This is a genomic window from Paraburkholderia caballeronis, from assembly GCF_900104845.1.
GTDB lineage: Bacteria > Pseudomonadota > Gammaproteobacteria > Burkholderiales > Burkholderiaceae > Paraburkholderia > Paraburkholderia caballeronis.
Window position 1 is genome coordinate 978,799 of record NZ_FNSR01000002.1, and the last position, 23,554, is coordinate 1,002,352.

Sequence of the window (23,554 nt, forward strand, 5' to 3'; positions counted from 1 at the left end):
TGAACAGCGCCAGAAAATCCGCTGATGCAATAAGTGGATGCTGCCGCGCCGGCAATAACCGGCCTTGCGGGATTGCAAACGAAGTCCAGACCGGCGACGTCGATGCCGGCAAATCGGAAGTAAAAACGGCGCATGGAACGGGTGAATGCGGCGGCCTGAAGCGATGGCCGCCCTTCGATTGCGATTTCGCGCCGTCTAAAGCGAATGCGCGATGCGGTGACGGCAGACGCGAATCATACGGCCAGCGGCCTGTCGCATGCAAGATGCGGCGGACCGGCTGGCCGACGCGCGGTCCGCCGCGTGCAACGTCAGTGCGCGCGGCACGCGAACACGAGCGTGTAGACGCCGTTGTTGTTCAACTGATCGACGGTGTCGTAGCCGCCTTCGCCGCATCGCGCGCGCGCCTGCTGCACGCACGAATCGCGGTCGCCGGACGCCGGACACTGGACCTGCTGGGTCGGCCGCCCGTCCGACAGGAACAGCGGCGGGCCGCTGCTGCACGCGGACAGCGCCGCGAGCAGCGCGCAGGCGCCAGCCGCAAGCGACGTGCTGCGATGGCGGATCAACAACGAGCGAATGCGTGTCATGGATCACCCCGATGGGTTTTTCTGGTTTTTCGACACGCGATTGTGCCATGCCGCGCGCCCGCTGCGCGGCGACTGGCCGGAAAGCCGCATCAGCCGGGCGCGGCAGGCGGGCGAGGCGTGGGAAACGCCGGGAGTGTGGGATAAGGCAACAGCGCGCGCGGGTTCGGCGTCACGCGCACGAATACCCGCTCGACGTCCGGAATCGCTTCCAGTTGCCGTTGCAGCGCCTGCCGGTCGAAGCCGTCGGGCACGCAGCCGTCCGCGTACACGAAGCGCCGCTGCACGGTGATCCAGATGCTCGTGCGCGCAAGCACCGGCGCGTCGTGCATCCGCTTGCGGATCGCCGTCGCGATGTCGGCGTCGTACAGATACGAATTCGGCTTCGTGCAGCGATGCGCGAGCCAGCAACTGGTGCCGCGCTCGACGCGGTAATGCGCGTCGTCGTCGGCTTCGGCGCGGGTCATCCGTGGGCCGAGCGGCAGCGGACACGCGCCGTCCGCCGTGGACGACAGCGAGAAGAACGGATCGCCGTACCAGTTCTTGCGCGCCGGCTCATGCGAAGAGGAAGGGGACGACGCCTGCGCGGATGCGGTCCGCGCGAAGGACGCCATGCCGAGCGTCACACACAACGCGTAGACGAGCGCGCGGCGCAGACGTCGTGCGTCATCGAACCCGATGGCCGTTGGTCGCCGCATCCCGTCTCCCCGGTGGTCGGCCGCGCGACGACGCGCGCGGCATCCGTCGACCACGATAGTGCGGGACCGAAACGAACGCAACGGCCGATGCTGCCCACGCGGTCATTCCCGCGCGCCGCACCGCTTTTAACGCGCGGCCGAAGCCGCGCCGCCGCTCTGCGACGTGCCATCGACGGACGGCCCGAAGCCGACCGTCTCGGCGGCGGCCTGCCGTTGCGCGGCGACGCGCGCGCTGGCGGCCTGCACATCGGTGACCCAGGTTTGCGGATTCATCCGCGCGGGGTTGAAGCCGGCCTTCGCATACGCGGCCTGCTCCGCGCGGACCTCGGCGCGCGTGAGCGGCTGCGCGGTCTGCGCGAACGACAGCGCGGGAACGATCAGGGCGACGGCAACGGATGCTGCTTTGACGATGCTTTTCACGGCACGATCCTCCAGAACGGTTTCGACGGCGCAACGCGCCGATGGATGAAGTCTGAAGGCAGAGGCCGTCGCGATAAACCGGCTGACGACGAATTGACTGTTCAGCCGCAATGGACAGTCGCACGAAATGATCGCGACGGCCGCCTGTCAGCATCGGGGCCGGGTTCTACTGGATAACGAACGATTCGCGGGCGGAGCTTGCGCGTACAGCTACGGCTCCGCGCGACGAAAAAAAGCCCGGTTTATTAACCGGGCCGCGAGCGCGCCGGCAAGACGCGCCGCAAAATCCGGGGCCACGCCAAAGTCAGCGACGGCACCGGGACAGGGCCAGTGAGCGGCCTCGCGTCAAACGCGCATCGGCCGCGGGCGCGCATTCGCGCCGGTCGCATAGGTGATCCCGCAATCGTTGCAGGTGACAACGGCTTCATCGGCCGTCTCCGGCGCGGGGTCGCGCGGGCGCGCGCCGCGTGCGAACTCGATGCCCGCGCCGGCGCACGCGCCGGTCTCGACGAGCAGGTCCGCGGATCCGCATACGACACACGCTTCGTCGACGGCCATGCAGGTCGTCGCGGCGTTCAGGGTCAAGAATTCATTCATCCGTTCAGGTTCCGATGGGATCGGCCGGCGCATCGTCCGTCACCGCCGGACCGCGACGGCCGGTTGCCCGGGTCCGTCACGCGCTTCCGCCGGTGCCGACGCGATCGCGCCTTCGACGCGCGGCGCGGCGTCGCCGGGGGCCGCAGCGTTGGCGCTCGCCGCATCGTCGTTGTCGTTGTCGTTGTCGTCATCGTCGCCGTACGCAGGCAGTTTGCTGCCGCCGTCGATCAGATACGCGCGCCGCTGCGTATACGCGTCGCGCACGAAGCTGTATTTGTCGAGCGCCGCCTGTTCGAGCAGGTTCGTCGCGCCGAGCATGTCCGCGCGCGAACTGACGACGTTCGCGCCGTAGATCGGCACGCTCGCGCTCGCCGTCAGATACGTGGTCGGCGACGCCGCGCTCGAAACCACCCAGCCGCTCGCGTCGCGCACCGAACTCGGGCCGAACAGCGGCAGCACGAGATACGGGCCGGCCGGCACGCCGTAATGGCCGAGCGTCAACCCGAAGTCCTGCTGATGCTTCGGCAGCCCCGCCGCCGACGCCCAGTCGATCAGCCCGCCAAGGCCGAACGTCGTGTTGAACGCGACGCGCATCAGGTCCTCGGTTGCGTCGGTGACCTTCAGTTGCAGCAGGTCGTTCGCGAAGTTGCCGACGTCGCCGAGATTCGAGAACACGTTGCTGATCGCCTCGCGCAGCGGCTGCGGCGTGATCTTCGTGTAGCCGGTCGCAACCGGCTTCGCGACGTGCTGGTCGAGGCCCTCGTTGAACGAGAACACCGCGCGGTTCATCGGCTCGAACGGGTCGCCCGCGTGATGCTGCGGGGCGGACGCACAACCGGCCAGCGCGAGCAGCGAAGCGAGCGCGGCGGCGACCGCCGCGAACGGCCGGCGAATGGAAACCCGCTGCACGGGATTGCGTTGCATATGCACAGACAACCCCCGTTATGATTCGACGCGCGCGGCGACGACGACGGTGCTCGCCGCCGCGGCTTCCGCCGGCGACTGCGCGGGCTGCGCGACGACACCGGCCTGCGCGGCCGGCTGCTGATGCTGAGACATCCTGTCGATCAGCGTCGGACCGCCGAGGAACGTCACGACGAAGCTGACCACGATTGCGGCGATAGCCATCTGTGTTTCTCCATGACCGAGAACCCGGAACCACCGTCATTTCGAAACAGCTTCGGCAAGCGCCTGCGATGCGACGTGGGACAGCAACGGGTGGGAACGCGCGGGCGGCTGGAAGAAACGCCCTGCGCAACGCGCGGACGGCCGGTTTCGGGGACGGCCAGCGCGAGCGGCAAGGGTAATGATTTCGCCGTGGGCGATAAAGCTCGCGGACTCGAAATCACTTATTGCGGCAGACGAACAATCGGATGACTAACGGATCGGCAAGAATGGCGAGCGCGGCCCGCTTCGGATATGGGCCGAAGGCCCGCGCGTGAGATACGGACGCGCGCCTGATCGCGGGGCTCCCTTTTACCGCGCGCGGCCGGCAAACGCAAGCCGATTGTCGCGCGGACGACTACAGACCGTCGCCGCCCGCCCGGTTTATTGGCGGCGCGCATTATCCGATACTGTCGTCCAGCGAAGAAGCGGCGCGTGTCGCCCCGCCCGCTTGCCGAAACGCCAACACCGCTTACCGTGACTCCAACACCATGTCGATGCTGAATCGGGACGCTCTCTGCTCGGGCGCCTACCTCCGTAGCTTCGAATCGCTGCCGACCGGTCTTCTGTGGACCCAGGAGCGGATCGACCGCTCGCTCGCGCAGACGCTCGCCGCGCGGCCGGATGCCGGCGACGTGTGGGTGTTCGGCTACGGTTCGCTGATCTGGAATCCGCTCGCGGAGATCGAGCGGCGCGAGGCCGCGACGCTGCACGGCTGGCATCGCAGCTTCTGCATGAGCCTGATCGCCGGGCGCGGCAGTCCCGAGCGTCCGGGCCGCATGCTGTCGCTCGAACCGGGCGGGCTCACGCAGGGCGTCGCGCTGAAACTGCCGGAAATGAAGCTCGAACACGAACTGCGGATCCTGTGGACGCGCGAGATGGTGACCGGCGCGTACCGGCCGATCTGGTCGAAGGCGCAGCTTGCGGACGGCAGCGCCATCACCGTCATCGTGTTCGTGTCCGAGCCGGCGCACGTCCACCATTGCGAGGACAGCAGCGCCGCGTGCATCGCGCCGATGATCGTCGGCGCGTCCGGGATGCTCGGCAGCAACGCCGAATACGTGTTCCGCTTGCAGGCGTCGCTCGCCGGATTCGGAATGAACGACGCCTACGTCGACGAGCTGGCCGCGCAGCTTCGCCGGCTTCAGCAGGCCTCCGAACAACCCGCCGGCGGCGACTGAGCGCCGGCACGCATCGCCGCCCTTCCTTCACCACAGCAAAACAAAACGCGCATCGGACTCGCATCCGATGCGCGCCTCCATCGCGAAATGCCGGACAACCACGTCCGGCGCACGTCCCGCGTGGTTCAGAAGCGGTGACGCAGCCCGACCGTCGCGGCCACCTGGTTCTGCGTCGACGACGGTCCGATCGTGTTGATCGCCGCGACGTTCGACGCCACTGAGCCGTCGTCGTTCAGCCCGAGCGAGCCGGTCGCGTGCTGGTACACGCCGGCGAGATACACGTCGGTGCGGCGGCTCAGCGAATAGTCGACGGCCAGCATCCCGGTATGCCACTTCGGTCTGCCGCTGCTCGGCATGCCGCTCGTCTTGCCGTCCGAGAACGTGTACGAACCAAGCAGGGCGAGCGCCGGCGTCAGGCTGTACGTGCCGTTGATTTCGTAGTTGTTGATGTTCATCCCGAGCCCGCTCGTGATCGACGGCGAGATGCCGCCGCTCGCGATGCCCGCGAGGTTGAAGAACTGCGAGCGCGTCCACACGAGGCCGACCTTGAACGGTCCGTACGTGTAGTTGCCGCCGACGCCGTAGGTGCGCTGGGTCGCCGCGACGATGTTCGCGTTCGCGGCCGACAGCGAGCCGTTCGGATTGAACGTCGTGTTCGGGTCGTTGTTCAGTTGCAGGTAGCCGGCTGCGAGACTGAACGGCCCGTTGCCGTACGACACGCCGACGCTCCACGAGCGGTTGTTCGCGAACTCTCCCGAGTTGCTGAAACCGTACAGGCCGCCGAACTGGAAGCCGGAGTAGTTCGGGCTCGCGTACTTGATCGTGTTGCGCAGCGAGTACGTCGCGGCAAGGTTGTCGTTGTCGTACGGGTGGCCCGCGAGATTGTTGCCGAAGCCCTGACCGGCCGCCGCCAGCGGCGACAGATAGTCGACCACCGAGTCGTACTGGCGGCCCAATGTCAGCGCGCCGTATTGGTTGCTCTGCAACCCGACGAAAGCCTGGCGGCTGAACAGCGCGCCGTCGTTCGCGAGCGCGCCGTTGTTCAGGTTGAAGCCGCTCTCCAACGTGAAGATCGCCTTCAGCCCGCCGCCGAGGTCCTCTGCGCCGCGCAGGCCGAAGTACGTGCTGGATATCGCGCTCGTGCTCTGCAGCCACGCATGGCCGCCCTGCACGTTGTTCACAAAAGCAATGCCGGCGTCGAGGGAACCGTACAGCGTGACGCTGCTCTGCGCGTGAGCCGCCGTGGCGGCAAAAAGGCCGATGACGCCTGCGGCCAAAAGGTTCTTTCTCATGCTTTATGACTCCTGGACAGTACCCGAGAATTGCGTCCCGATATCCGCCGCCTGTACTGCCGCGGCGCCGTGGCTTCCTCTCGTCGCATCAACCGGTTCTTGTCGTGTCGAACCGTTGCGGCCGCCTCCCCGGCCGATGCCCCTTATCGTCTCCGTTTCGTTGTCTGCCGTCCTGCGACCTGAACGCGCTGCCCTCGCGCATTCGCGAAAGCCGGTCGTCATCGATGCTGTCTGTCGTATTGTCCCGCCTGCGCCGCGCGCGCCTGCGGCCCGGAAAACCGGATTGCGCCGCTACCCGCGGCATTGGCCGCCGGGAAAGCCGCTGTCGAATCAATCCGGTACGGCATTCGCTTCATGTTCTCTCCTCATATTCGAACCGAGGCAAAAAAGCATGAAGAACGCCCTGATGCGAACGGGAAAACCGCTAATGCGCGATTTGTCGCCGGCTTCGGCCGGCGCGGCGCGCATCGAATTCCCGTTCACGACATTCTAGAAGGCGTCCATTTAACTTCAAGCGCCGCGTCCGGCCGCCGCAGGCCGCCAGCGCGATCACAGGCCGCCAGTGTAGTCCTCCGGATTCACGACGGCGCGTAACGTGGCCGGAATTGTTGGATTAAAAACACAGATTCGCCGGCAACAATGATGGCATTTCAATTTGCAGCAAATTCCGCATCAATTTGAATGGCAATTGTCTGGCCGTTCAAAGGAATTAAGTGCCAATTCGAAAGCGTGATATGCGCGGCGGATTATCAAGGGGTTTAATTCGAGGTATGCAAACTATCGGTCATCGGGAATGACCTGACGCAGGCCCGCATTGCGCGGCTGCGGTCGCGGCGGACGTTTCCGTACGTGTCACATCGCCGCGCGGGACTGGCGACGGCCCGGCGGACGGCAGACGCCGCCCGCCGGGCCGGGTCGCTATCAATGCTGGAGGAAGTCGAGCACCATCCGGTTGAACGCATCCGCGTGCTCCCACTGCGCCCAGTGACCGCAGCGGTTGAACACGTGCAGTTGCGCGTTCTGCATGCCGGCGATCAGCCGCAGGCCGATGTCCATCGGCACGAAACGGTCGTCGCGGCCCCAGATCACGAGCGCCGGCGCGGCGATCTCGCCGAGGCGCGGGCCGTAGTCGGTGAACTGCTTCGGATTCGCCGCGAGGCTCTTCACGAAGTTCTCCAGGTGATCGCGGCGCGCAAGCATGTTGTCGAGGCGCGTCTGCATCAGGTCCTCGGTCAGCGAGCTGGAGTCGTACACGAACACGCTCATCATCCGCTTCAGGTTCTCGATCGTCGGATCGCGGTACAGCCCTTGCAGCAGCTTGATCCCTTCGGTCGGCATCGGCACGAACTGGCTCGGGCCGCCGGTGCCGCCGCCCATCAGCACCAGCTTGCCGACGCGCTGCGGGTTCGCGAGCGCGAACGCGACCGCGCTATGGCCGCCCATCGAATTGCCGAGGATATGCACGCGCGGAATGTCGAGCGCATCGACGAGGCTCTTCAGCACGCGGCCGTTCAGCTCCGAGCGCGAACTCGTGCAGACGATCGGATCGCTCTTGCTCCAGCCCGGGCAGTCCATCAGGATCACGCGGTAGCCAGCCGCGACGAGCGGCTCGATGTTGCGGTTGAAGTTCGCCCAGCCGCTCGCGCCCGGCCCCGAGCCGTGCAGCATCACGACCGTCTCGGCGCCCGCGCCCGCGTCGTTGTAGTGGATCTTCAGTTCGACGTCGCCGTCCTTCACCGTCAAGAACCGGCTCGTCGATGCTTCCGTAATCGCCTGTGCAGTCGCAGTCATGATGACCTTCCTGTTTTCCAGAAACCGTTATGGAAGGAGCGCGCGCCCCTTCCGCCAAATTCAGATGCCGCGCGTGTCGAACACCGCGTCGCCGTCGCGGCGGCGCGACGCGAACGCGCCGACCACCGTCAACGCTGCGAGCGCCGCGATCACGATCAGCGGAATGCTCGCCGCGACCAGCATCGATGCGCTCTGCCCGAGCGCGAACAGTTGCCCGGCGACGAGCGGCCCCAAGATCGAGCCGAGCCGCCCGACCGCGACCGCCGCGCCGACGCCGGTGCCGCGCACCTCGGTCGGATACGCGTGGCCCGCGAGCGCGTACAGCACCGACTGCCCGCCGACGAGGAACAACCCGCACAGCAGGCCGCCGACCGCCATCGACGTCGCGCCGGCCGAGCCGGCGAGCGCCCCGAGCGCGAGCGCGATCCCGACGTACATCCCGACCACCGTGCCGCGCCGCCCGAAGCGGTCCATCACGTTCGCGATGCCGATCGCGCCGATGCCGCCGCCGATGTTGAACATCATCAGCACGACGCCGGCCTGCGTATGCGACAACCCGCGCGACAGCACCATCGACGGCAGCCAGTTCATCAGGAAATACAGCACGATCAGCGTGCCGAGATAACTGACCCACAACGCGAGGGTCGTGCGCGCGCGGCCGTGACGCCACAGCGCGTCGGCGACGCCCGGCGTCGCGGCCAGCGAGCCGGACGCCGACCTCGTCTCGACGAACTGCTCGGACTCGCGCAGGAAGATCGCGAGCAGCGGCACCATCAGCAGCGGACCGAAGCCGCCGACGTAGAACACGTGCCGCCAGCCGCCCGCGTCCGTGCTGACGATGCCGATCACCGCCGCGAGCGCCGCGCCGAACGGCATCCCGCAGTACATCGCGCCGACCGCGGTGCCGCGCTGATGCGCGGGCGCGGCTTCCGAGCACAGCGCGATCAGGTTCGGCATCGCCGCGCCGAGGCCCAGGCCCGTCAGCAAACGCGCGACGAGCAGGCTTTCGAAGCTCCACACCTGCGTCGTCGCGAGCGAGAACACGCCGAACAGCGCGACCGACACCATCAGCACGCGCTTGCGGCCGAACCAGTCGGCGAAGCGTCCGCCGAGCGCCGCGCCGGGCAACAGCCCGATCGCGCCCGCGCTGAACGCCCAGCCCATCTGCGCGACCGCGAGCGAAAACTCCTTCGCCATGCGCGGCCCGGCGACGCCCGCCGATTGCAGGTCCAGCCCCTCCAGCAACGCGATCGCAAGGCACAGCCCGATCGTGCTGATCCCTCTCTTCGCGCCGGCTGTTTCCGCGCGACCCGTCCGTGACGTGTTCATCAAAAGTCTCCGATTTATCCTGAATGAGCCGCTCTTGCCGGCGGCTGTCGTGTGTCGCGCAGCGGCGGACGCCGAAGCGTCCGGCCGCTGCGCGCCTGGTTTTTTACTGCCGGGTTTATTGCTGTGCGGCTTCCGTCCGTTTCTTCAAATCGAGCGCGACGTCGACGATCATGTCCTCCTGGCCGCCGACCATCCGGCGCTTACCCAGTTCGACGAGAATGTCCACCGTCTTGAGGCCGTACTTCTTCGCCGCCACCTCCGAGTGCCGCAGGAAGCTCGAATACACGCCCGCATAACCGAGCGCCAGCGTCTCGCGATCCACCCGCACCGGCCGGTCCTGCAACGGACGCACGATGTCGTCGGCCGCGTCCATCAGCGTGTACAGATCGGTGCCGTGATTCCAGCCGAGGCGTTCCGCCGCCGCGATGAACACTTCGAGCGGCGCGTTGCCCGCGCCCGCGCCCATCCCCGCCAGCGACGCGTCGATCCGGTCGCAACCCTCTTCCACCGCGACGATCGAGTTCGCCACGCCCAGCGACAGGTTGTGGTGCGCGTGCATGCCGGTTTCAGTCTCGGGCTTGAGCACGCTCTTGAACGCGCGGAACCGGTCGCGCACGTCGTTCATGTTCAGCGCGCCGCCCGAGTCCACCACGTAGATGCAGGTCGCGCCGTAGCTCTCCATCTTCTTCGCCTCGACCGCCAGCTTCTCCGGCGTCGTCATGTGGCTCATCATCAGGAAACCGACGGTATCCATCCCGAGTTCGCGCGCGTACTCGATGTGCTGCTTCGAGATGTCCGCCTCGGTGCAGTGCGTCGCCACCCGCACCACGCGCGCGCCCGCGTCGTACGCGGCCTTCAGATCGTGGATCGTGCCGATGCCCGGCAGCAGCAGCGTCGCGATCTTCGCGTGCTTCACCACGTCGGCCACCGCGCCGATCCATTCCAGGTCGCTGTGCGCGCCAAAGCCGTAGTTGAAGCTCGACCCCTGCAGGCCGTCGCCATGCGCGACCTCGATGCTGTCCACCTTCGCGGCGTCGAGCGCGCGCGCGATGTCCTGCACGTTCTTGATCGAATACTGGTGGCGGATCGCGTGGCTGCCGTCGCGCAGCGTCACGTCGGAGATGTACAGCTTCTTGTTAGTGGCAGTGGTGGTCATGCGTGCGCTCCCTGAAGCAGCGACTGCGCCATGCGTTCGGCAGTCGCGAGCGCGGCGGAAGTCATGATGTCGAGATTGCCGGCATACGCCGGCAGGTAATGGGCCGCGCCCTCCACTTCGATGAACACCGACGTCTTCAGCCCGCTGAAGCGGCCAAGGCCCGGCACGTTCAGCGGCACATTCGCCGGAATCTCGTCGAACTGCACCTTCTGCTTCAGGCGATAACCCGGCACGTACGCGTTCACCGCGCGCACCGTTTCCTCGATCGACGCCTCGATGCGGTCGAGGTCCGCGAGGTCGGACAGCGTATAGACGGTGTCGCGCATCATCACCGGCGGCTCGGCCGGGTTCAGCACGATGATCGCCTTGCCCTTGACCGCGCCGCCGACCACCTCGATCGCCTTCGACGTGGTCTCGGTGAACTCGTCGATGTTCGCGCGCGTGCCCGGTCCCGCCGACTTGCTGCTGATCGACGCGACGATCTCGCCGTAGTGGACCTTCGCGACCTTCGACACCGCCGCGACCACCGGAATCGTCGCCTGGCCGCCGCAGGTGACCATGTTCACGTTCAGCGCATCCAGCTGCGCGGCCAGGTTCACGACCGGCACGCAGTACGGGCCGATCGCGGCCGGCGTCAGGTCGATCACGCGGATGCCGGGCTTGAGCGTGCGCAGGAACGCGTCGTTCTTCACGTGCGCGCCCGCCGAAGTCGCGTCGAACACGAAGTCGATGTCGCCGAACACCGGCAGGCGCGTCAACCCTTCGACGCCCTCGTGGGTGGTGGCGACGCCGAGGCGCGCGGCGCGCGCGAGGCCGTCGGACGCCGGGTCGATGCCGACCATCGCGCCCATTTCGAGGTGTTTGGCGTTGCGCAGGATCTTGATCATCAGGTCGGTGCCGATGTTGCCCGAGCCGATGATCGCCGCCTTCAGTTTTTCGGAAGCCATGTGTGTTTTCCCTTTAGCTGGCGAACGTCGCGCGGACGCTGCCGAGTCCTTCGATCTGGGCGGTGAATGTGCCCGGTTCCTTGACGGCCACCATCGGGCCGAGCGCGCCGGTCAGCACGACATCGCCCGCGCGCAGCGGCGTGCCGAGCCGGACCATGCGGTCCGCGAGCCACACGGCCGCATTGAGCGGGTTGCCGAGACACGCGGCGCCGTTGCCGCGCGACAGCACTTCGCCGTCGCGCTCCAGCGTCATCGCGCACGCGGTCAGGTCGAGCTGCGACAGCGGCACCGGCCGGCTGCCGAGCACGAACAGAGCGCTCGACGCGTTGTCCGACACGGTGTCGACGAAGCGGATGTCCCAGTTCTGGATGCGGCTGTCGACGACCTCGATTGCAGCCAGCGCATACGCGCTCGCGCGCAGGATGTCGACGAACGTGTGCTTCTCGTGCGTGAGGTCGCGCTCCAGCACCAGCGCGATTTCCGCTTCGACCTTCGGCTGGATCAGCTTCGCCAAAGGCATCGGCTCGCTGTCGCCATAGGCCATGGCCGCGAACAGCGCGCCGAAGTCCGGCTGATCGACGCCGAGCTGCTTCTGCACCGCGAGCGACGTGAGGCCGATCTTGCGGCCGACGATGCGCTCGCCGTTCGCGACGCGCGCATCGACGTTGGCCTGCTGCACCGCGTACGCGGTCGCGATATCGTCGATGGCGATCTCGCCGCGCACCGGCGCAATCGTGCTGCGTGAAGCCTCGGCGTCGCGCAGCCGCGCGGCGAGGGTCTTCACGAGAGTCTGGTCGGACATCGGGTTCTCCTTGATCCGGTTCGTTCGGCTCACGCGGCCGCCGCGAGCGCGGTCGACGGCGTGGCGTGCATGGTGGCGAAACCGGCGATCCACTCGGGGATCGCGCGGTAATAATCGAGCGACGCGCGATACGGGCCGTATGCGGCGAGCGTGCCGAACGCGGCGACCCACGTGCGGATCTCGTGTGCGGACTTGCCGCCGTCGCGCGTGATCGCCTCGTTGGTCATGCCGTCAACGGCGGTCAGTTCGCCCGACGCGAGGCGCGCGAGGAACGCGCGGTCCCACTCGGGATTCAGCGGATGCAGGCGGCTGTCGCCGGCGGTGAACGCCTGCGCGGCGGCCACGGTGCGCGCCTGGCGCGCGGCGCGCGATTCCGGCGTCGGGTTGCGTCCGGCGATCAGGCGTTCCGCGACTTCTTCCGTCGCGCCGATCAGTTCCGGCACCGGCGGTTCGTGCGAGATGCCGCCCGAACCGACGACGAGCACGCGCTTGCCGGTCCGCGACATAAAGCGGCCGATCGCGTCGCCGAGCAGCCGCGCGCGGCGCAGCGTCGCCATCGGCGGCGCGACCGAGTTGATGAACACGGGGATCACCGGATAACGGTCGAGCCCGCCCGTCAGTTCTTCGAGCGCCTGCGCGCAGCCGTGGTCCACCTGCATCCGGTACGACACCGCGACGTCGATGTCCGCCGCAAGCACGCTTTCGGTCAGCGCGAGCGCGAGGTCGTCCGGCACCGGCAGCCGGCCCGCGAGGCTCTTGAAGTCGCCGATCGCGGTCGCGGCCGCGCCGATGCAGAACGGCGGCATCATGTCGTAGAAGAAGCCGTTGAAGTGGTCCGGCGCGAACACGACGATCAGTTCGGGTTCGTACGCGCGCACGCGTTCGCGCGCGGCGGCCATCACGCGCTCCACTTCGGCGACGACGTCCTGCGCCGGATCGAAGTAGCCGTGCAACGGCGTGTGGGAAAGACATTCGAGGTGAATCGGCATCCTCATGCTCCTGCTGTTTGGGCGACTGCAATGCCGTCGCGCGCGGGGCGCGCAGCCGGCGTGGGGACGGGGGCGTCCGCGCGCGCCACGTCGGTCAGGCCGAGCTTGCCCGCGAGTTCGACGATCGAATCGGACACCTGCTGCGGCGAGCACACGCCCGCGACGAAGCGGTCCGGGCGCAGCAGCACGACCGACTGCGGAATGCGGGTGAACCAGTCCTTCAGGCGGCCGGTCGCGTCGCCGATCGCGAGCACGCCCGCCGGCACGTCGTCGGTGTGCCGAAGCTGCACGTCCGGCTTCGCGATCACGAAGCGCACACCGAGTTTTTCCGCGAGCGCGCGCGCATGCGGGGTCAGCCCGAACGTCGGGTCCGCGCCCCAGCCGAGCACGACGAAGCCGTTGCCGATCGCGTCGTCGAGCAGCACGACATTGCCGTCCGCGTTGCGCACGCGCGGCTGGATGAACATGCGGCCGACCGGCGAGTCCGCGAGCCGGTCGCGGCCGTAGGCAAGCTGGCCGAGGAACGAATCGCGCTTCTCGCTCATCAGCCCGAGCAGGCGGCCCGGCGCGGAGTTGCCCGAGCGTTCGAGCACCCGCGCGAGCCAGCCGCCGTTATGCTTCTGCTCCGGCAGCAGCACGACGCCCGATTCGTAGCGCGGCATCGGCTTGAAGCGCATTTCGACGAAATAACGCTTCACCGACGGGAACACGTTGAACGTGCGCACGAACGCATCGCGAAAGCGGCGGCCGAACGCGGTGGTCGGCGCGAAGATGTCGCCGGCCACTTCGGACAGGTGGATCATCGAGCGCGCGTGCGCGCGGCGCTCGACCGTGTAGGTGTCCAGCAGGCGCGAGCCGGCGACGCCCTTTGCGACCATCGCGAGCTTCCAGCCGAGGTTGTTCGCGTCGCGGATGCCGCTGTTGTAGCCCTGCCCCTGCCACACCGGCATGATGTGCGCGGCGTCGCCCGCGAGCAGGATGCGGTCGACGCGGAACGTTTCCGCGAGCCGCGCGTTGTGCGTATAGACGCGCTTGCGAATGTAATCGACCTTGTCCGGATCGGCGACGACCTTGCGGATCAGCGCGGCCATGTTCTCCGGCTTCGACAGTTCCTCTTCGGTCTCGCCCGGCATCACCATGAACTCGAAGCGGCGGATGCCGTGCGGCAGCGCGGCCGACACGTACGGCCGCTCGTGGTCGCAATGCATGTAGATGTGCGGCGACCCGATCGGGTCGTTGCGCACGTCCACGACGATCCACTGGTTCGGCTTGGTGCGGCCTTCGAACGGCACGTTCAGCGCGCGGCGCACGAAGCTGTTGCCGCCGTCCGCGCCGACCATGTAAGCGGCGCGGATCGCGACGCGCGCGCCGTTCGCATCGGCGGCGTCGATCGTCACGCCATCCGCGTCCTGCGAAAATCCTTCGACCGCATGGCCGAACAGCACCTGCACGTGCGGGAAACGCTTCAGCCCTTCGTACAGCACCTGGTCCGCGACCGGCTGCAGAAACGCGTTGCGGCGCGGCCAGCCGAACTCGTCGGTGCGCGGCTCGATCGACGCGAAGCAGTGGCCGTCCTTCGTGACGAAGCGCATCCAGTGGTCCGGCGTCGTATGCGGCAGCAGTTCGTCCGCGAGGCCGACCGACTGGAACACGCGCAGCGCCTCGTCGTCGAGGCCGATCGCGCGCGGATAGTCGATGATCTGATCGAGCCGCTCGACCAGCGTGACGCTGACGCCCTGCAGGCCGAGAATGTTGGCGATCATCAGGCCGACCGGGCCGGCGCCGATAATCGCGACGTCGGTGATCACGGTGCGGGAACGGCCGGTCTCGGCCGTCGGGGCGGGGGTGGCGCTCATATGTCTCCTTCGGGCACGGCGCGCGTTGCGCGCGTCATGCGGTGCTTGCCGTTCCGCGCGGGCTGCGCGCGGCGGCGTGACGGCTTTCGTTCGGTACGAGTCAGGCGGCGCCGCGCGAAAGCCGGCGCGTGCGTCGTGCGACGGAAGCGCGGCTGCTCGGGCGACCGGGAATGCAGTGAAACGTTGATCTGCGTCGATCGGACACGTGCGTCTCCTTGACTCTGATTTTCGAGCGAGTCTAGGCGCGGCCAGATGCGTCCTCAACAATTTTTGAGAAATGTGCATAGAATGCACGCAGATGATTTTTAAAGACTTTTCGGCATGAACAAGTATGCGAACGTACGGGGACTGGCGCGCGGCCTGCAGGTGCTTCGGGCGCTGAACGCGATGGAGAATGGCCGGGCGACGAGCCAGCAGTTGAGCGAGGCGACCGGCCTGCACCGGACCACGGTGCGCCGCCTGCTGGAAACCCTGGTCGACGAGAAATTCGTGCGCCGCAGCGCGTCGGACGACAGCTTCCGGCTGACGCTCGACGTGCGCGCGCTAAGCGAGGGATTCACCGACGACGAACTGGTCGCGACGATCGCGCCGCCGGTGATGGGCCGTTTGATGCAGCGCGTCGTGTGGCCGTCCGACCTGACGACGCCGGACGGCGACGCGATGATCATCCGCGAGACGACGCACCGCTTCAGCCCGCTGTCATTTCACCGCTCGATGGTCGGGCGGCGGCTGCCGATCCTGCTGACGGCCGCGGGCCGCGTGTATTTCGCGACCTGCCCGGACGCGGAGCGCGACGACATCCTCGAAGTGCTGCGCTCGGGCGCGGGCGGCGAGCAGCAGCAGAAGCTCGCGCTCGACGAGACCTACGTGCGCAACCTGATCCGGCAGACGCGCGCGGACGGCTTCGGCTCGAATCACGGCGACTGGGCGGACCAGCGCAAGATCGGCGCGCTGGCGGTCGCGATCCAGTCCGGCGGCCGCGTGCTCGCGAGCCTGAACGTGATCTACCTCGAACAGGCGATCAGCCCGGCCGAGGCGACACGGCGCTTCGTGCCGGAGTTGCAGCGCGCGGCCGACGAGATGGTGAGCGCGCTGGAAACGCAGGCCCGGACGCCGGCCCCGCGCGACGCGCCGGGAATCTAGACGCGCGGCGTCTCATTCCGGCGCGACGTGCTCGCGGACGAGTTCGAACAGCCCCGCCAGTTCCGCCGGATGCGGCGGCGCGCGCGACACCATCAGCAGTTCGACGCGCGGCGGCTCGCCTTCGAGCGGCCGCGCGCAGATCGCGCTGCTCGTCAGCGATGCCGCGTACGCGGGCAGCAGCGCGTAACCGAGCCCCATCCCGACGAGGTTCAGGTTCAGCAGGATGTTCGTCGCGACCTGCGCGACGTTGCGGTGCAGCTTGTGCGCGTCGAAATACGCTTCGACGACGCTGTACACCTGTCCGGAAAAATGCGGATGCGTGCTGATGAACGGCTCGCCGTCGAGCTTTTCCGGCGGGATGCGTTCCAGCTTCGCGAGCGGATGCGACGACGGCAGCAGCACGACGAGCGGCTCGACCAGCACCACTTCGCTCGTCAGGTCCGCCGAACGGACCGGATAACGCATGAACGCGACGTCGATCTCGCCGCGCTGCAGCGCCTCTTCCTGGTCGGCGGTCGGCAGGCTGCGCAACTCGACGTTCACGTCCGGAAAGCGCAGCCGCAGACGCGGCAGAATCGCCGGGAAAACCCTGATCTCCGCGGCCGGCACGAAACCGATCGTCACCGTCGCGCGCCCCTGCTGCGCGACCTGGCGCGCGCGGGCGACCGCGCGGTCCGCCTGCGCGACCACCAGCCGGGCCTCCGCGAGAAACACCGTACCGGCCTCGGTCAGTTCGACCTTGCGGCGCGTGCGCTCCAGCAGCGGCGTGCCGACTTCGTCTTCGAGATTGCGGATCTGCTGGCTCAGCGACGGCTGCGCGGTGTGCAGGCGAAGCGCCGCGCGCGTGAAGCTCAGCTCGTCGGCGACCGCGATGAAGTAGCGCAAGTGACGAAGTTCCATGCCTTGTTATCGCCCGGATGTCTTAAAGCAAACAAACAAAATATTTCACTTCGGTCTCAAGCGCAACGATCATCCGCGTCATTCCCACGCAGGAATGCTTCCAACGGAGGAGACACGAATGTCCGCACCCATCGACATCGATGCATTGGTGGACGCGCGCGAAGGCCGCGTCACGTCGTCGATCTACACCGACCCCGCGATCTACGAACTCGAACTGGAACGGATCTTCGGCCGTTGCTGGCTGTTCCTCGCGCACGTCAGCCAGATTCCGAAAGCCGGCGATTTCTTCAACACGTACATGGGCGAGGACCCGGTCGTCGTCGTCCGGCAGAAGGACGGCTCGATCAAGGCGTTCCTGAACCAGTGCCGCCATCGCTCGATGCGCGTGAGCTTCGCTGACTGCGGCAACACGCGTGCGTTCACGTGTCCGTATCACGGCTGGTCGTACGGCGTCGACGGCGCGCTGATCGACGTGCCGCTCGAACCGCGCGCGTATCCGCACGGCCTGTGCAAGGAAAAACTCGGCTTGCAGGAGGTCACACGCGTGACCGTGTACAAGGGCCTCGTGTTCGGCAACTGGGACGCGAGCGCGCCGGACCTCGAAGCGTACATGGGCGACATCGCGTGGTATCTCGACGGCGTGCTGGACCGTCGCGAAGGCGGCACCGAGATCATCGGCGGCGTGCACAAATGGGTGATCGACTGCAACTGGAAATTCCCGGCCGAGCAGTTCGCGAGCGACCAGTATCACGCGCTGTTCTCGCACGCGTCGGCGGTGCAGGTGCTCGGCGCGAAAGAAGGCGAAGGCGACAAGGCGCTCGGCGCGGGGCAAACCGCGCGGCCCGTCTGGGAGACCGCGAAGGATGCGCTCCAGTACGGCCAGGCCGGCCACGGCAGCGGCTTTTTCTTCACCGAACAGCCGGACGCGAACGTGTGGGTGGACGGCGAGGTGTCGCAATACTTCCGCGATACCTATGCAGAAGCCGAAGCGCGGCTCGGCAAGGTGCGCGCGCTGCGGCTCGCGGGCCACAACAACCTGTTCCCGACGATGTCGTGGCTGAACGGCACCGCGACGCTGCGCGTGTGGCATCCGCGCGGGCCGAACCAGGTCGAGGTGTGGGCGTTCTGCATCGCGGACAAGGACGCGTCCGACGACGTCAAGGCCGCCTTCGAGCGCAGCGCGACACGCGCGTTCGGCCCGGCCGGCTTCCTCGAACAGGACGACTCGGAGAACTGGGTCGAAATCCAGAAGGTGCTGCGCGGCAAGCGCGCGCGCAACACGAAGCTGATCGTCGAGATGGGTCTCGGCAACGAGCGCGTGCGCGACGACGGCATCCCCGGCGTGACGAACTACATCTTCTCGGAGACGGCGGCGCGCGGCATGTACCGCCGCTGGGCCGACCTGCTGACGTCCGATAGCTGGGACGAAGTGCTCGACCGCACGAAGCAGTACGAGGCGGAGGTGCTGAAATGAGCGACGTCGCCGAAATCCGCCCCGTGACGAACGTGCCGCTCGAACTGCACCACGAAGTCGAGCAGTTCCTGTATCGCGAAGCCGAACTGCTGGACGACTGGCTGTTCCGCGACTGGCTCGCGCTGATGTCCGACGACATCCGCTACACGATGCGCACGACCGTCAACGCGCAGACGCGCGACCGCCGCCGCGGCGTGCAGCCGCCGACCACGTGGATCTTCAACGACACGCGCTTCCAGCTCGAACGCCGCATCGCGCGGCTCGAAACCGGCATGGCGTGGGCCGAGGAGCCGCCGTCGCGCACGCGCCACCTGGTGACGAACGTGCGCGTGCAGTCCACCGGCACGCCCGGCGAATTCGACGTGCGCGTGAACTATCTGCTGTACCGCGCGCAGAAGGAACGCGACGAGACGTTCTACGTCGGCCGCCGCGACGACCGCGTGCGCCGCGACGCGAATCCGCACGGCTGGCTCGTGTGCCGCCGCGAGATCACGCTGGACCAGGCGACACTGTCGTCGCATAACCTGAGTGTGCTTTTCTGATCATGGCCCATCTATTTGTCTGCCAGGACGACGCGTTGTCCGATGGCGAAGCGATCAAGGTGGACGGTCCGTCCGAGGCGATCGCGGTGTTCAGGGTCGGCGGCGAACTGTTCGCGCTGAACGACCGTTGCAGCCACGGCAATGCGTCGATGTCCGACGGTTACGTCGAGGACGACGGCACCGTCGAATGTCCGCTGCACGCAGCGCGCTTCTGCCTGAAGACCGGCGCCGCGCTGTGCCAGCCGGCCACCGAACCGCTGAAGACCTACCCGATCGTGCTGCTCGACGGCGCGGTGTACGTCGACGTGCCGGAGGCGCCATGACCGCGTCCACCCGCTGGCTCGACGGCGAAGTCGCGCTGATTACCGGCGGCGGCTCGGGCCTCGGCCTCGCGCTCGTCGAACGCTTTCTCGACGAAGGCGCTTCCGTCTGCGTGCTCGAACGCTCCGCCGACAAGGTCGCTGCCTTGCGCGAACGCTTCGGCGCGCGCGTCGCCGCCGTGCAGGGCGACGTGACGTCGTATGCCGATAACGAGCGCGCGGTCGCGACCGCGGTCGACACGTTCGGCAAGCTCGACACGTTCATCGGCAACGCGGCGATCTGGGATCACGGTTCGAGCCTCGTCGATCTTTCGCCCGAACAGCTCGACAACGGCTTTGGCGAACTCTTCTCGATCAACGTGAAGGGCTACCTGCTCGGCGCGAAAGCCGCGTCGCGCGCGCTGATCGCGTCCGAGGGCGGCATGATCTTCACGCTGTCGAACTCCGCGTTTTATCCGGGCGGCGGCGGCCCGCTGTACACCGCGAGCAAACACGCGGCGGTCGGCATCATCCGCCAGCTCGCGTACGAACTCGCGCCGAAGGTCCGCGTGAACGGCGTCGGCCCGTGCGGGATGGCGAGCGATCTGCGCGGCCCCGCTTCGCTCGGCCAGCAGGATCTGCGGATCATGGATTCGCGCACGCCCGAAGCGATCGCGGGCATCCTGCCGCTCCAGTTCTTCCCGTCCCCCGCCGACTTCACCGGCCCGTTCGTGCTGCTCGCGTCGCGCGCGAACAACCGCACGTTGTCCGGCGTGATGATCAACGCGGATGCGGGCCTCGGCATTCGCGGCATCCGTCATGCGGCCGGCGGCCTGCATCTGTAACGGACTCCCTGCGATGAACGCTTCCACCATCGTGATCGTCGGCGCGGGCCAGGCCGGCGCGATCGCCGCCGCCGAACTGCGGCAACAGAAGTTCGAAGGCCGCATCGTGCTGGTCGGCGACGAACCGCATCCGCCATACGAGCGGCCGCCGCTGTCGAAGGACGTGCTGCTGAAGCCGGACGCCACGCGCTGCGCGATCCATCCGGACGACTTCTACGCGCAGCACGCGATCGAACTGAAGCTCGGCGTCGCCGCCGACGCGATCGACGCGAACGCGCGCACCGTCACGCTGACGAACGGCGAAACGCTTGCGTACGACAAGCTGCTGATCGCAACCGGCGCGCGCGCGCGCCGGCTGCCGATGCTCGACGCGCTCGGCGACGACGTCTACACGCTGCGCACGCTCGACGACGCGCGCCGGCTGCTGCCGGTGCTGCAACCGGGCCGCCGCGTGCTGCTGGTCGGCGCGGGCGTGATCGGCCTCGAACTCGCATCGAGCGCGACCGACCTCGGCGCGCACGTGACGGTGATCGAACAGGCGCCGCTCGCGATGATGCGCTGCTCGCCGCCGGTGCTGAACCGCCATCTGTGCGACGTGCATCGCGCGCGCGGCGTCGTGCTGCATCTCGATGCGCCGCTCGAACGCGCGGAACGCGCGAACGGCGACATCGTGCTGACGCTGAAGAACGGCACGCGGATCGCGGGCGACGCGGTGATCTACGGAATCGGCGTCGAACCGGACACCGCGCTCGCGCTGGCGGCCGGCCTCGACGTGAACAACGGCATCGTGATAAACGCGCAGTGCCGCACGTCGAATCCGCACGTCTACGCGGCCGGCGACGTCGCGAGCCAATGGAACGATGCGAGCGGCCGCACTCTGCGGCGCGAGACGTGGGAAAACGCGAAGGACCAGGCGGTGACCGCCGCGCGCACGATGCTCGGCATCGCGCCGGAAGCGAATGCAGTGCCGTGGTTCTGGACCGACCAGTGCGGGCTGAACGTGCAGTTCGCCGGCGACATGGCCGCGCCCGAGTGGATCGCGCGCGGCTCGCTCGATGCGCCGCCATGCATGCTGTTCGGCGTCGATCATGAAGGCGCGCTCGTCGCCGCGATCACCGTGAACCAGGGCCGCGACATGCGCAGCGCAAAGGAGCTGATCGCGAGGCGCGCGCGCCTCTCGCGCGACGTGCTCGCGGACCCGCAGCAGAACCTGCGCGCGCTCGCGCGCGGCGCGTAACGAGAAAAAAGCAAAAACCCGAAAAGACTCGCGCGAACGCTTGCACGCCCGCGCGAGTCTCTCTATAATTCGCGCCTCGACAGGCTCGTAGCTCAGTTGGTTAGAGCACCACCTTGACATGGTGGGGGTCGTTGGTTCGAATCCAATCGAGCCTACCAACGCACATCGACGATGACGCAGTCCGCCCGCGCGGTCTGCGTCATTTTCGTTTTCGACGCCGCATTCCGAGGCGGCGCACCGCGCGATCAAAGCACGAATGCTGCTATCGATAGCGCCGACCACCCCGCTTAGCTTCGCACAATTGATCGGTTCTTCTCCCGGCGCGACCCTGCTTGAATGGGCGTTCCCCACCGTCCCGAGGAGACTCACGATGTCCGACGTTCAGGCCACCCGTTCCGACGCTTCGCCTCACGCCGCGGCCGCCCATCGCACGGCCGGCACGGATGCGCTCGACCTGCATCCGGTCGCGGGCCGCATCGGCGCGCGCATCGACGGCGTGCGGCTCTCCGCCGATCTCGATGCGCGCACGTTCGACGCGATCAACGCGGCGCTGCTGCGCCACAAGGTGCTGTTCTTCCGCGGCCAGCATCATCTCGACGATGCCGCACAGGAAGCGTTCGCGCGCCGCTTCGGCGACACCGTCGCGCATCCGACCGTGCCGTCCGTCGAAGGCGGCAGCCTGCTCGAACTCGACTCGCTGCACGGCGCGCGCGCGAATTCGTGGCACACCGACGTCACGTTCGTCGATGCGTACCCGAAGGTGTCGATCCTGCGCGGGGTCGTGATTCCGCCGTTCGGCGGCGACACGGTGTGGGCGAACACCGCCGCCGCTTACGAGCATCTGCCGGAACCGCTGCGCCGGCTCGCGGATACGCTGTGGGCGCTGCATACCAACGCCTACGACTACGCGTCGTCGCACGTCGAAGCGGACAGCGCGCAACTCAAGCGTTATCGCGAAGTGTTCACGTCGACGGTCTACGAGACCGAGCATCCGGTCGTGCGCGTGCACCCGGAGACCGGCGAACGCACGCTCGTGCTCGGCCACTTCGTGCAGCGGATCAAGGGGCTTTCGCAGCATGATTCCGCGCATCTGCTGCAGGTCTTCCACGAGCACGTGACGCGGCTCGAAAACACCGTGCGCTGGAGCTGGCAACAGGGCGACGTCGCGATCTGGGACAACCGCGCGACGCAGCACTACGCGATCAACGACTACGGCGACGCGCGCCGCGTCGTGCGGCGCGCGACCGTGCGCGGCGAAGTGCCGGTCGGCGTCGACGGACGCAGCAGCGTGGTGCTGAAGGGCGACGGGCAGACGCTGCAATGACGCAACCGCAGCGGACCCGCGCATGGCCGCCGGCCCGCTGCGCCGCGCTCAGTCGAGCGCCTTGTCGTTCGGGTGCGCGAACAGGTCCTTCATCTCCGCGGACAGCGGATATTGCAGGTTCATCCCGTTCGGCGGAATCGGCTGCGTGAACCACTTCGCGTACAGCTTCGCCATTTCGCCGGACGTCTGCATCCTCGCGATCGTGTCGTCCACCAGCGCCTTGAACTCGGGGTCCTCGCGGCGGAACATGCACGCGTAGTTCTCCGACACCGGCGGCGTGCCGGTCACCACGTAATCGGCCGCGTCCTTCGACTTCGCGCGCTCGCCGTACAGGAGCGGCTCGTCCATCACGAACGCGACCGCGCGGCCGGTCGTCACGTTCATGAACGACTCCGCGTGGTCCTTCGCGCTGATGATCGTCATGTTCATGTGCTTCTCCTCGTTCATCTTGCGCAGCAGGCGTTCGTCGGACGTGCCCGCCGTCGTCGCGACCGTCTTGCCCGCGAGGTCCGCGAAGTCCTTCACGCCCGAGTCCTTGCGCGTGATGAAGCGGATCCCGTACAGGAAGAAGCTATTTGAAAACGCCGCCTGGTTCTCGCGCTCGAACGTGTTCGTCGTCGAACCGCACTCGATGTCGATCGTGCCGTTCTGCACGAGCGGAATCCGGTTCTGCGACGTGATCGGAATCGTCTTCACACGCAACTCCGGCGCGCCGAGTTTCTGCTTCACCGCATCGACGATCTTCAGCGCGATCTCCTGCGAATAACCGACCACATTCTGGTTCGCGTCGTAGTACGAGAACGGAATCGACGACTCGCGCGTGCCGAGCACGATCACGCCGTTGTCGTGAATCTTCTTCAGCGTGCCGGTCAGTTCCTGCCCGTGGGCACCCGCGATCGACAGCCCGACCAGCGCCAACGCCCCGAACTTCCTGATGTTGCCCATCGTGCGTCCTCCCGACAGTACGAAGTTGAAAAGAAAGGC

The 23,554-nt window shown here is 67.3% G+C and carries 24 protein-coding genes and 1 tRNA gene; 9 read left to right on the forward strand and 16 right to left on the reverse strand.

Annotation, left to right across the window (positions count from 1 at the left end; all coding sequences use genetic code 11):
- Positions 1–308: 308 nt before the first annotated feature.
- From BLV92_RS20870 to BLV92_RS20895, 6 genes are all read right to left on the reverse strand, one after another.
- On the reverse strand, positions 309–587 hold the full coding sequence (locus BLV92_RS20870) for a hypothetical protein (RefSeq protein ID WP_090548348.1): 279 nt from the start codon (positions 585–587) through the stop codon (positions 309–311).
- 89 nt (positions 588–676) lie between these two features.
- Positions 677–1,198: a BON domain-containing protein gene (locus BLV92_RS20875; protein ID WP_090551279.1), complete on the reverse strand. Its 522-nt coding sequence runs from the start codon at positions 1,196–1,198 to the stop codon at positions 677–679.
- A gap of 210 nt (positions 1,199–1,408) precedes the next feature.
- Positions 1,409–1,702, reverse strand: a complete 294-nt coding sequence (locus BLV92_RS20880) for a DUF4148 domain-containing protein (RefSeq protein WP_090548350.1) — start codon at positions 1,700–1,702, stop codon at positions 1,409–1,411.
- A gap of 345 nt (positions 1,703–2,047) precedes the next feature.
- Positions 2,048–2,332, reverse strand: coding sequence for a hypothetical protein (locus BLV92_RS20885; protein WP_143040709.1), 285 nt, complete (start codon positions 2,330–2,332; stop codon positions 2,048–2,050).
- A 6-nt stretch (positions 2,333–2,338) separates the two neighbouring features.
- Positions 2,339–3,223, reverse strand: coding sequence for an MlaA family lipoprotein (locus BLV92_RS20890; protein WP_090548353.1), 885 nt, complete (start codon positions 3,221–3,223; stop codon positions 2,339–2,341).
- A gap of 18 nt (positions 3,224–3,241) precedes the next feature.
- Positions 3,242–3,427: a hypothetical protein gene (locus BLV92_RS20895; protein ID WP_090548355.1), complete on the reverse strand. Its 186-nt coding sequence runs from the start codon at positions 3,425–3,427 to the stop codon at positions 3,242–3,244.
- 533 nt (positions 3,428–3,960) lie between these two features.
- Here BLV92_RS20895 and BLV92_RS20900 point away from each other — a divergent pair.
- On the forward strand, positions 3,961–4,644 hold the full coding sequence (locus BLV92_RS20900; RefSeq protein ID WP_090551281.1) for a gamma-glutamylcyclotransferase: 684 nt from the start codon (positions 3,961–3,963) through the stop codon (positions 4,642–4,644).
- Between the two features lie 125 nt (positions 4,645–4,769).
- On the opposite strand, the gene BLV92_RS20905 is transcribed toward BLV92_RS20900, so the two are convergent.
- The 8 genes from BLV92_RS20905 to BLV92_RS20940 form a co-directional block, all read right to left on the reverse strand.
- Positions 4,770–5,936 carry a porin gene (locus BLV92_RS20905; RefSeq protein WP_090548356.1) on the reverse strand — a complete coding sequence of 389 codons (1,167 nt, stop codon included), beginning with the start codon at positions 5,934–5,936 and terminating at the stop codon, positions 4,770–4,772.
- A 921-nt stretch (positions 5,937–6,857) separates the two neighbouring features.
- Positions 6,858–7,727 (reverse strand): alpha/beta fold hydrolase, encoded by an 870-nt coding sequence (locus tag BLV92_RS20910; RefSeq protein ID WP_090548358.1) that lies wholly within the window; start codon positions 7,725–7,727, stop codon positions 6,858–6,860.
- Positions 7,728–7,787: 60 nt separating this feature from the next.
- Positions 7,788–9,056 carry a 3-(3-hydroxy-phenyl)propionate transporter MhpT gene (gene mhpT / locus BLV92_RS20915; protein WP_090548359.1) on the reverse strand — a complete coding sequence of 423 codons (1,269 nt, stop codon included), beginning with the start codon at positions 9,054–9,056 and terminating at the stop codon, positions 7,788–7,790.
- Positions 9,057–9,171: 115 nt separating this feature from the next.
- Positions 9,172–10,212 carry a 4-hydroxy-2-oxovalerate aldolase gene (dmpG, locus tag BLV92_RS20920; RefSeq protein ID WP_090548360.1) on the reverse strand — a complete coding sequence of 347 codons (1,041 nt, stop codon included), beginning with the start codon at positions 10,210–10,212 and terminating at the stop codon, positions 9,172–9,174.
- Positions 10,209–11,159, reverse strand: coding sequence for an acetaldehyde dehydrogenase (acetylating) (locus BLV92_RS20925; protein WP_090548362.1), 951 nt, complete (start codon positions 11,157–11,159; stop codon positions 10,209–10,211). The genes dmpG and BLV92_RS20925 overlap by 4 nt, the downstream gene beginning before the upstream one ends.
- A gap of 13 nt (positions 11,160–11,172) precedes the next feature.
- Complete coding sequence (gene mhpD / locus BLV92_RS20930; protein WP_090551284.1) at positions 11,173–11,961, reverse strand: 2-keto-4-pentenoate hydratase; 789 nt, start codon at positions 11,959–11,961, stop codon at positions 11,173–11,175.
- A gap of 29 nt (positions 11,962–11,990) precedes the next feature.
- Positions 11,991–12,950: a 3-carboxyethylcatechol 2,3-dioxygenase gene (locus BLV92_RS20935; RefSeq protein ID WP_090548364.1), complete on the reverse strand. Its 960-nt coding sequence runs from the start codon at positions 12,948–12,950 to the stop codon at positions 11,991–11,993.
- Between the two features lie 2 nt (positions 12,951–12,952).
- On the reverse strand, positions 12,953–14,806 hold the full coding sequence (locus BLV92_RS20940; protein ID WP_090548365.1) for a bifunctional 3-(3-hydroxy-phenyl)propionate/3-hydroxycinnamic acid hydroxylase: 1,854 nt from the start codon (positions 14,804–14,806) through the stop codon (positions 12,953–12,955).
- A gap of 321 nt (positions 14,807–15,127) precedes the next feature.
- Between BLV92_RS20940 and BLV92_RS20945 the strand changes: the two genes are divergently transcribed.
- On the forward strand, positions 15,128–15,949 hold the full coding sequence (locus BLV92_RS20945; protein ID WP_090548367.1) for a DNA-binding transcriptional regulator: 822 nt from the start codon (positions 15,128–15,130) through the stop codon (positions 15,947–15,949).
- Positions 15,950–15,961: 12 nt separating this feature from the next.
- Here BLV92_RS20945 and hcaR read toward each other — a convergent pair whose 3' ends face one another.
- Entirely contained in the window at positions 15,962–16,849 is an 888-nt protein-coding gene (gene hcaR / locus BLV92_RS20950) for a DNA-binding transcriptional regulator HcaR (protein ID WP_090548368.1), read from the reverse strand.
- A 118-nt stretch (positions 16,850–16,967) separates the two neighbouring features.
- Between hcaR and hcaE the strand changes: the two genes are divergently transcribed.
- The 7 genes from hcaE to BLV92_RS20985 all read left to right on the forward strand — a co-directional run bounded on the left by hcaE (position 16,968) and on the right by BLV92_RS20985 (position 22,570).
- Entirely contained in the window at positions 16,968–18,323 is a 1,356-nt protein-coding gene (hcaE, locus tag BLV92_RS20955) for a 3-phenylpropionate/cinnamic acid dioxygenase subunit alpha (protein WP_090548370.1), read from the forward strand.
- Positions 18,320–18,865 (forward strand): 3-phenylpropionate/cinnamic acid dioxygenase subunit beta, encoded by a 546-nt coding sequence (hcaF, locus tag BLV92_RS20960; protein WP_090548372.1) that lies wholly within the window; start codon positions 18,320–18,322, stop codon positions 18,863–18,865. Before hcaE ends, hcaF begins: the two co-directional genes overlap by 4 nt.
- Positions 18,866–18,867: 2 nt before the next feature.
- Positions 18,868–19,188, forward strand: a complete 321-nt coding sequence (gene hcaC, locus BLV92_RS20965; protein WP_090548373.1) for a 3-phenylpropionate/cinnamic acid dioxygenase ferredoxin subunit — start codon at positions 18,868–18,870, stop codon at positions 19,186–19,188.
- Complete coding sequence (hcaB, locus tag BLV92_RS20970) at positions 19,185–20,009, forward strand: 3-phenylpropionate-dihydrodiol/cinnamic acid-dihydrodiol dehydrogenase (protein WP_090548375.1); 825 nt, start codon at positions 19,185–19,187, stop codon at positions 20,007–20,009. The genes hcaC and hcaB overlap by 4 nt, the downstream gene beginning before the upstream one ends.
- A gap of 13 nt (positions 20,010–20,022) precedes the next feature.
- Entirely contained in the window at positions 20,023–21,246 is a 1,224-nt protein-coding gene (gene hcaD / locus BLV92_RS20975) for a 3-phenylpropionate/cinnamic acid dioxygenase ferredoxin--NAD(+) reductase subunit (RefSeq protein ID WP_090548379.1), read from the forward strand.
- Between the two features lie 81 nt (positions 21,247–21,327).
- Positions 21,328–21,404 (forward strand) — tRNA-Val (locus BLV92_RS20980).
- Between the two features lie 212 nt (positions 21,405–21,616).
- A complete protein-coding gene (locus BLV92_RS20985; RefSeq protein ID WP_090548380.1) occupies positions 21,617–22,570 on the forward strand; it encodes a TauD/TfdA dioxygenase family protein in 954 nt (317 codons plus the stop codon).
- Between the two features lie 48 nt (positions 22,571–22,618).
- On the opposite strand, the gene BLV92_RS20990 is transcribed toward BLV92_RS20985, so the two are convergent.
- On the reverse strand, positions 22,619–23,515 hold the full coding sequence (locus BLV92_RS20990) for a glutamate/aspartate ABC transporter substrate-binding protein (protein ID WP_090548382.1): 897 nt from the start codon (positions 23,513–23,515) through the stop codon (positions 22,619–22,621).
- Between the last annotated feature and the right edge of the window lie 39 nt (positions 23,516–23,554).

Excerpts from the sequence above, each read along its gene's own strand:
- dmpG (WP_090548360.1), bottom strand. The coding sequence starts at position 10,212 with ATGACCACCACTGCCACTAACAAGAAGCTGTACATCTCCGACGTGACG.
- mhpD (WP_090551284.1), bottom strand. The coding sequence starts at position 11,961 with ATGTCCGACCAGACTCTCGTGAAGACCCTCGCCGCGCGGCTGCGCGAC.
- hcaF (WP_090548372.1), top strand. The coding sequence starts at position 18,320 with ATGAGCGACGTCGCCGAAATCCGCCCCGTGACGAACGTGCCGCTCGAA.
- BLV92_RS20905 (WP_090548356.1), bottom strand. The coding sequence starts at position 5,936 with ATGAGAAAGAACCTTTTGGCCGCAGGCGTCATCGGCCTTTTTGCCGCC.
- BLV92_RS20990 (WP_090548382.1), bottom strand. The coding sequence starts at position 23,515 with ATGGGCAACATCAGGAAGTTCGGGGCGTTGGCGCTGGTCGGGCTGTCG.
- hcaE (WP_090548370.1), top strand. The coding sequence starts at position 16,968 with ATGTCCGCACCCATCGACATCGATGCATTGGTGGACGCGCGCGAAGGC.
- hcaR (WP_090548368.1), bottom strand. The coding sequence starts at position 16,849 with ATGGAACTTCGTCACTTGCGCTACTTCATCGCGGTCGCCGACGAGCTG.
- BLV92_RS20985 (WP_090548380.1), top strand. The coding sequence starts at position 21,617 with ATGTCCGACGTTCAGGCCACCCGTTCCGACGCTTCGCCTCACGCCGCG.
- BLV92_RS20945 (WP_090548367.1), top strand. The coding sequence starts at position 15,128 with ATGAACAAGTATGCGAACGTACGGGGACTGGCGCGCGGCCTGCAGGTG.
- BLV92_RS20875 (WP_090551279.1), bottom strand. The coding sequence starts at position 1,198 with ATGGCGTCCTTCGCGCGGACCGCATCCGCGCAGGCGTCGTCCCCTTCC.
- BLV92_RS20910 (WP_090548358.1), bottom strand. The coding sequence starts at position 7,727 with ATGACTGCGACTGCACAGGCGATTACGGAAGCATCGACGAGCCGGTTC.
- BLV92_RS20895 (WP_090548355.1), bottom strand. The coding sequence starts at position 3,427 with ATGGCTATCGCCGCAATCGTGGTCAGCTTCGTCGTGACGTTCCTCGGC.
- BLV92_RS20890 (WP_090548353.1), bottom strand. The coding sequence starts at position 3,223 with ATGCAACGCAATCCCGTGCAGCGGGTTTCCATTCGCCGGCCGTTCGCG.
- BLV92_RS20900 (WP_090551281.1), top strand. The coding sequence starts at position 3,961 with ATGCTGAATCGGGACGCTCTCTGCTCGGGCGCCTACCTCCGTAGCTTC.
- BLV92_RS20925 (WP_090548362.1), bottom strand. The coding sequence starts at position 11,159 with ATGGCTTCCGAAAAACTGAAGGCGGCGATCATCGGCTCGGGCAACATC.
- hcaC (WP_090548373.1), top strand. The coding sequence starts at position 18,868 with ATGGCCCATCTATTTGTCTGCCAGGACGACGCGTTGTCCGATGGCGAA.
- hcaB (WP_090548375.1), top strand. The coding sequence starts at position 19,185 with ATGACCGCGTCCACCCGCTGGCTCGACGGCGAAGTCGCGCTGATTACC.
- hcaD (WP_090548379.1), top strand. The coding sequence starts at position 20,023 with ATGAACGCTTCCACCATCGTGATCGTCGGCGCGGGCCAGGCCGGCGCG.
- BLV92_RS20870 (WP_090548348.1), bottom strand. The coding sequence starts at position 587 with ATGACACGCATTCGCTCGTTGTTGATCCGCCATCGCAGCACGTCGCTT.
- BLV92_RS20935 (WP_090548364.1), bottom strand. The coding sequence starts at position 12,950 with ATGCCGATTCACCTCGAATGTCTTTCCCACACGCCGTTGCACGGCTAC.
- mhpT (WP_090548359.1), bottom strand. The coding sequence starts at position 9,056 with ATGAACACGTCACGGACGGGTCGCGCGGAAACAGCCGGCGCGAAGAGA.
- BLV92_RS20940 (WP_090548365.1), bottom strand. The coding sequence starts at position 14,806 with ATGAGCGCCACCCCCGCCCCGACGGCCGAGACCGGCCGTTCCCGCACC.
- BLV92_RS20885 (WP_143040709.1), bottom strand. The coding sequence starts at position 2,332 with ATGCGCCGGCCGATCCCATCGGAACCTGAACGGATGAATGAATTCTTG.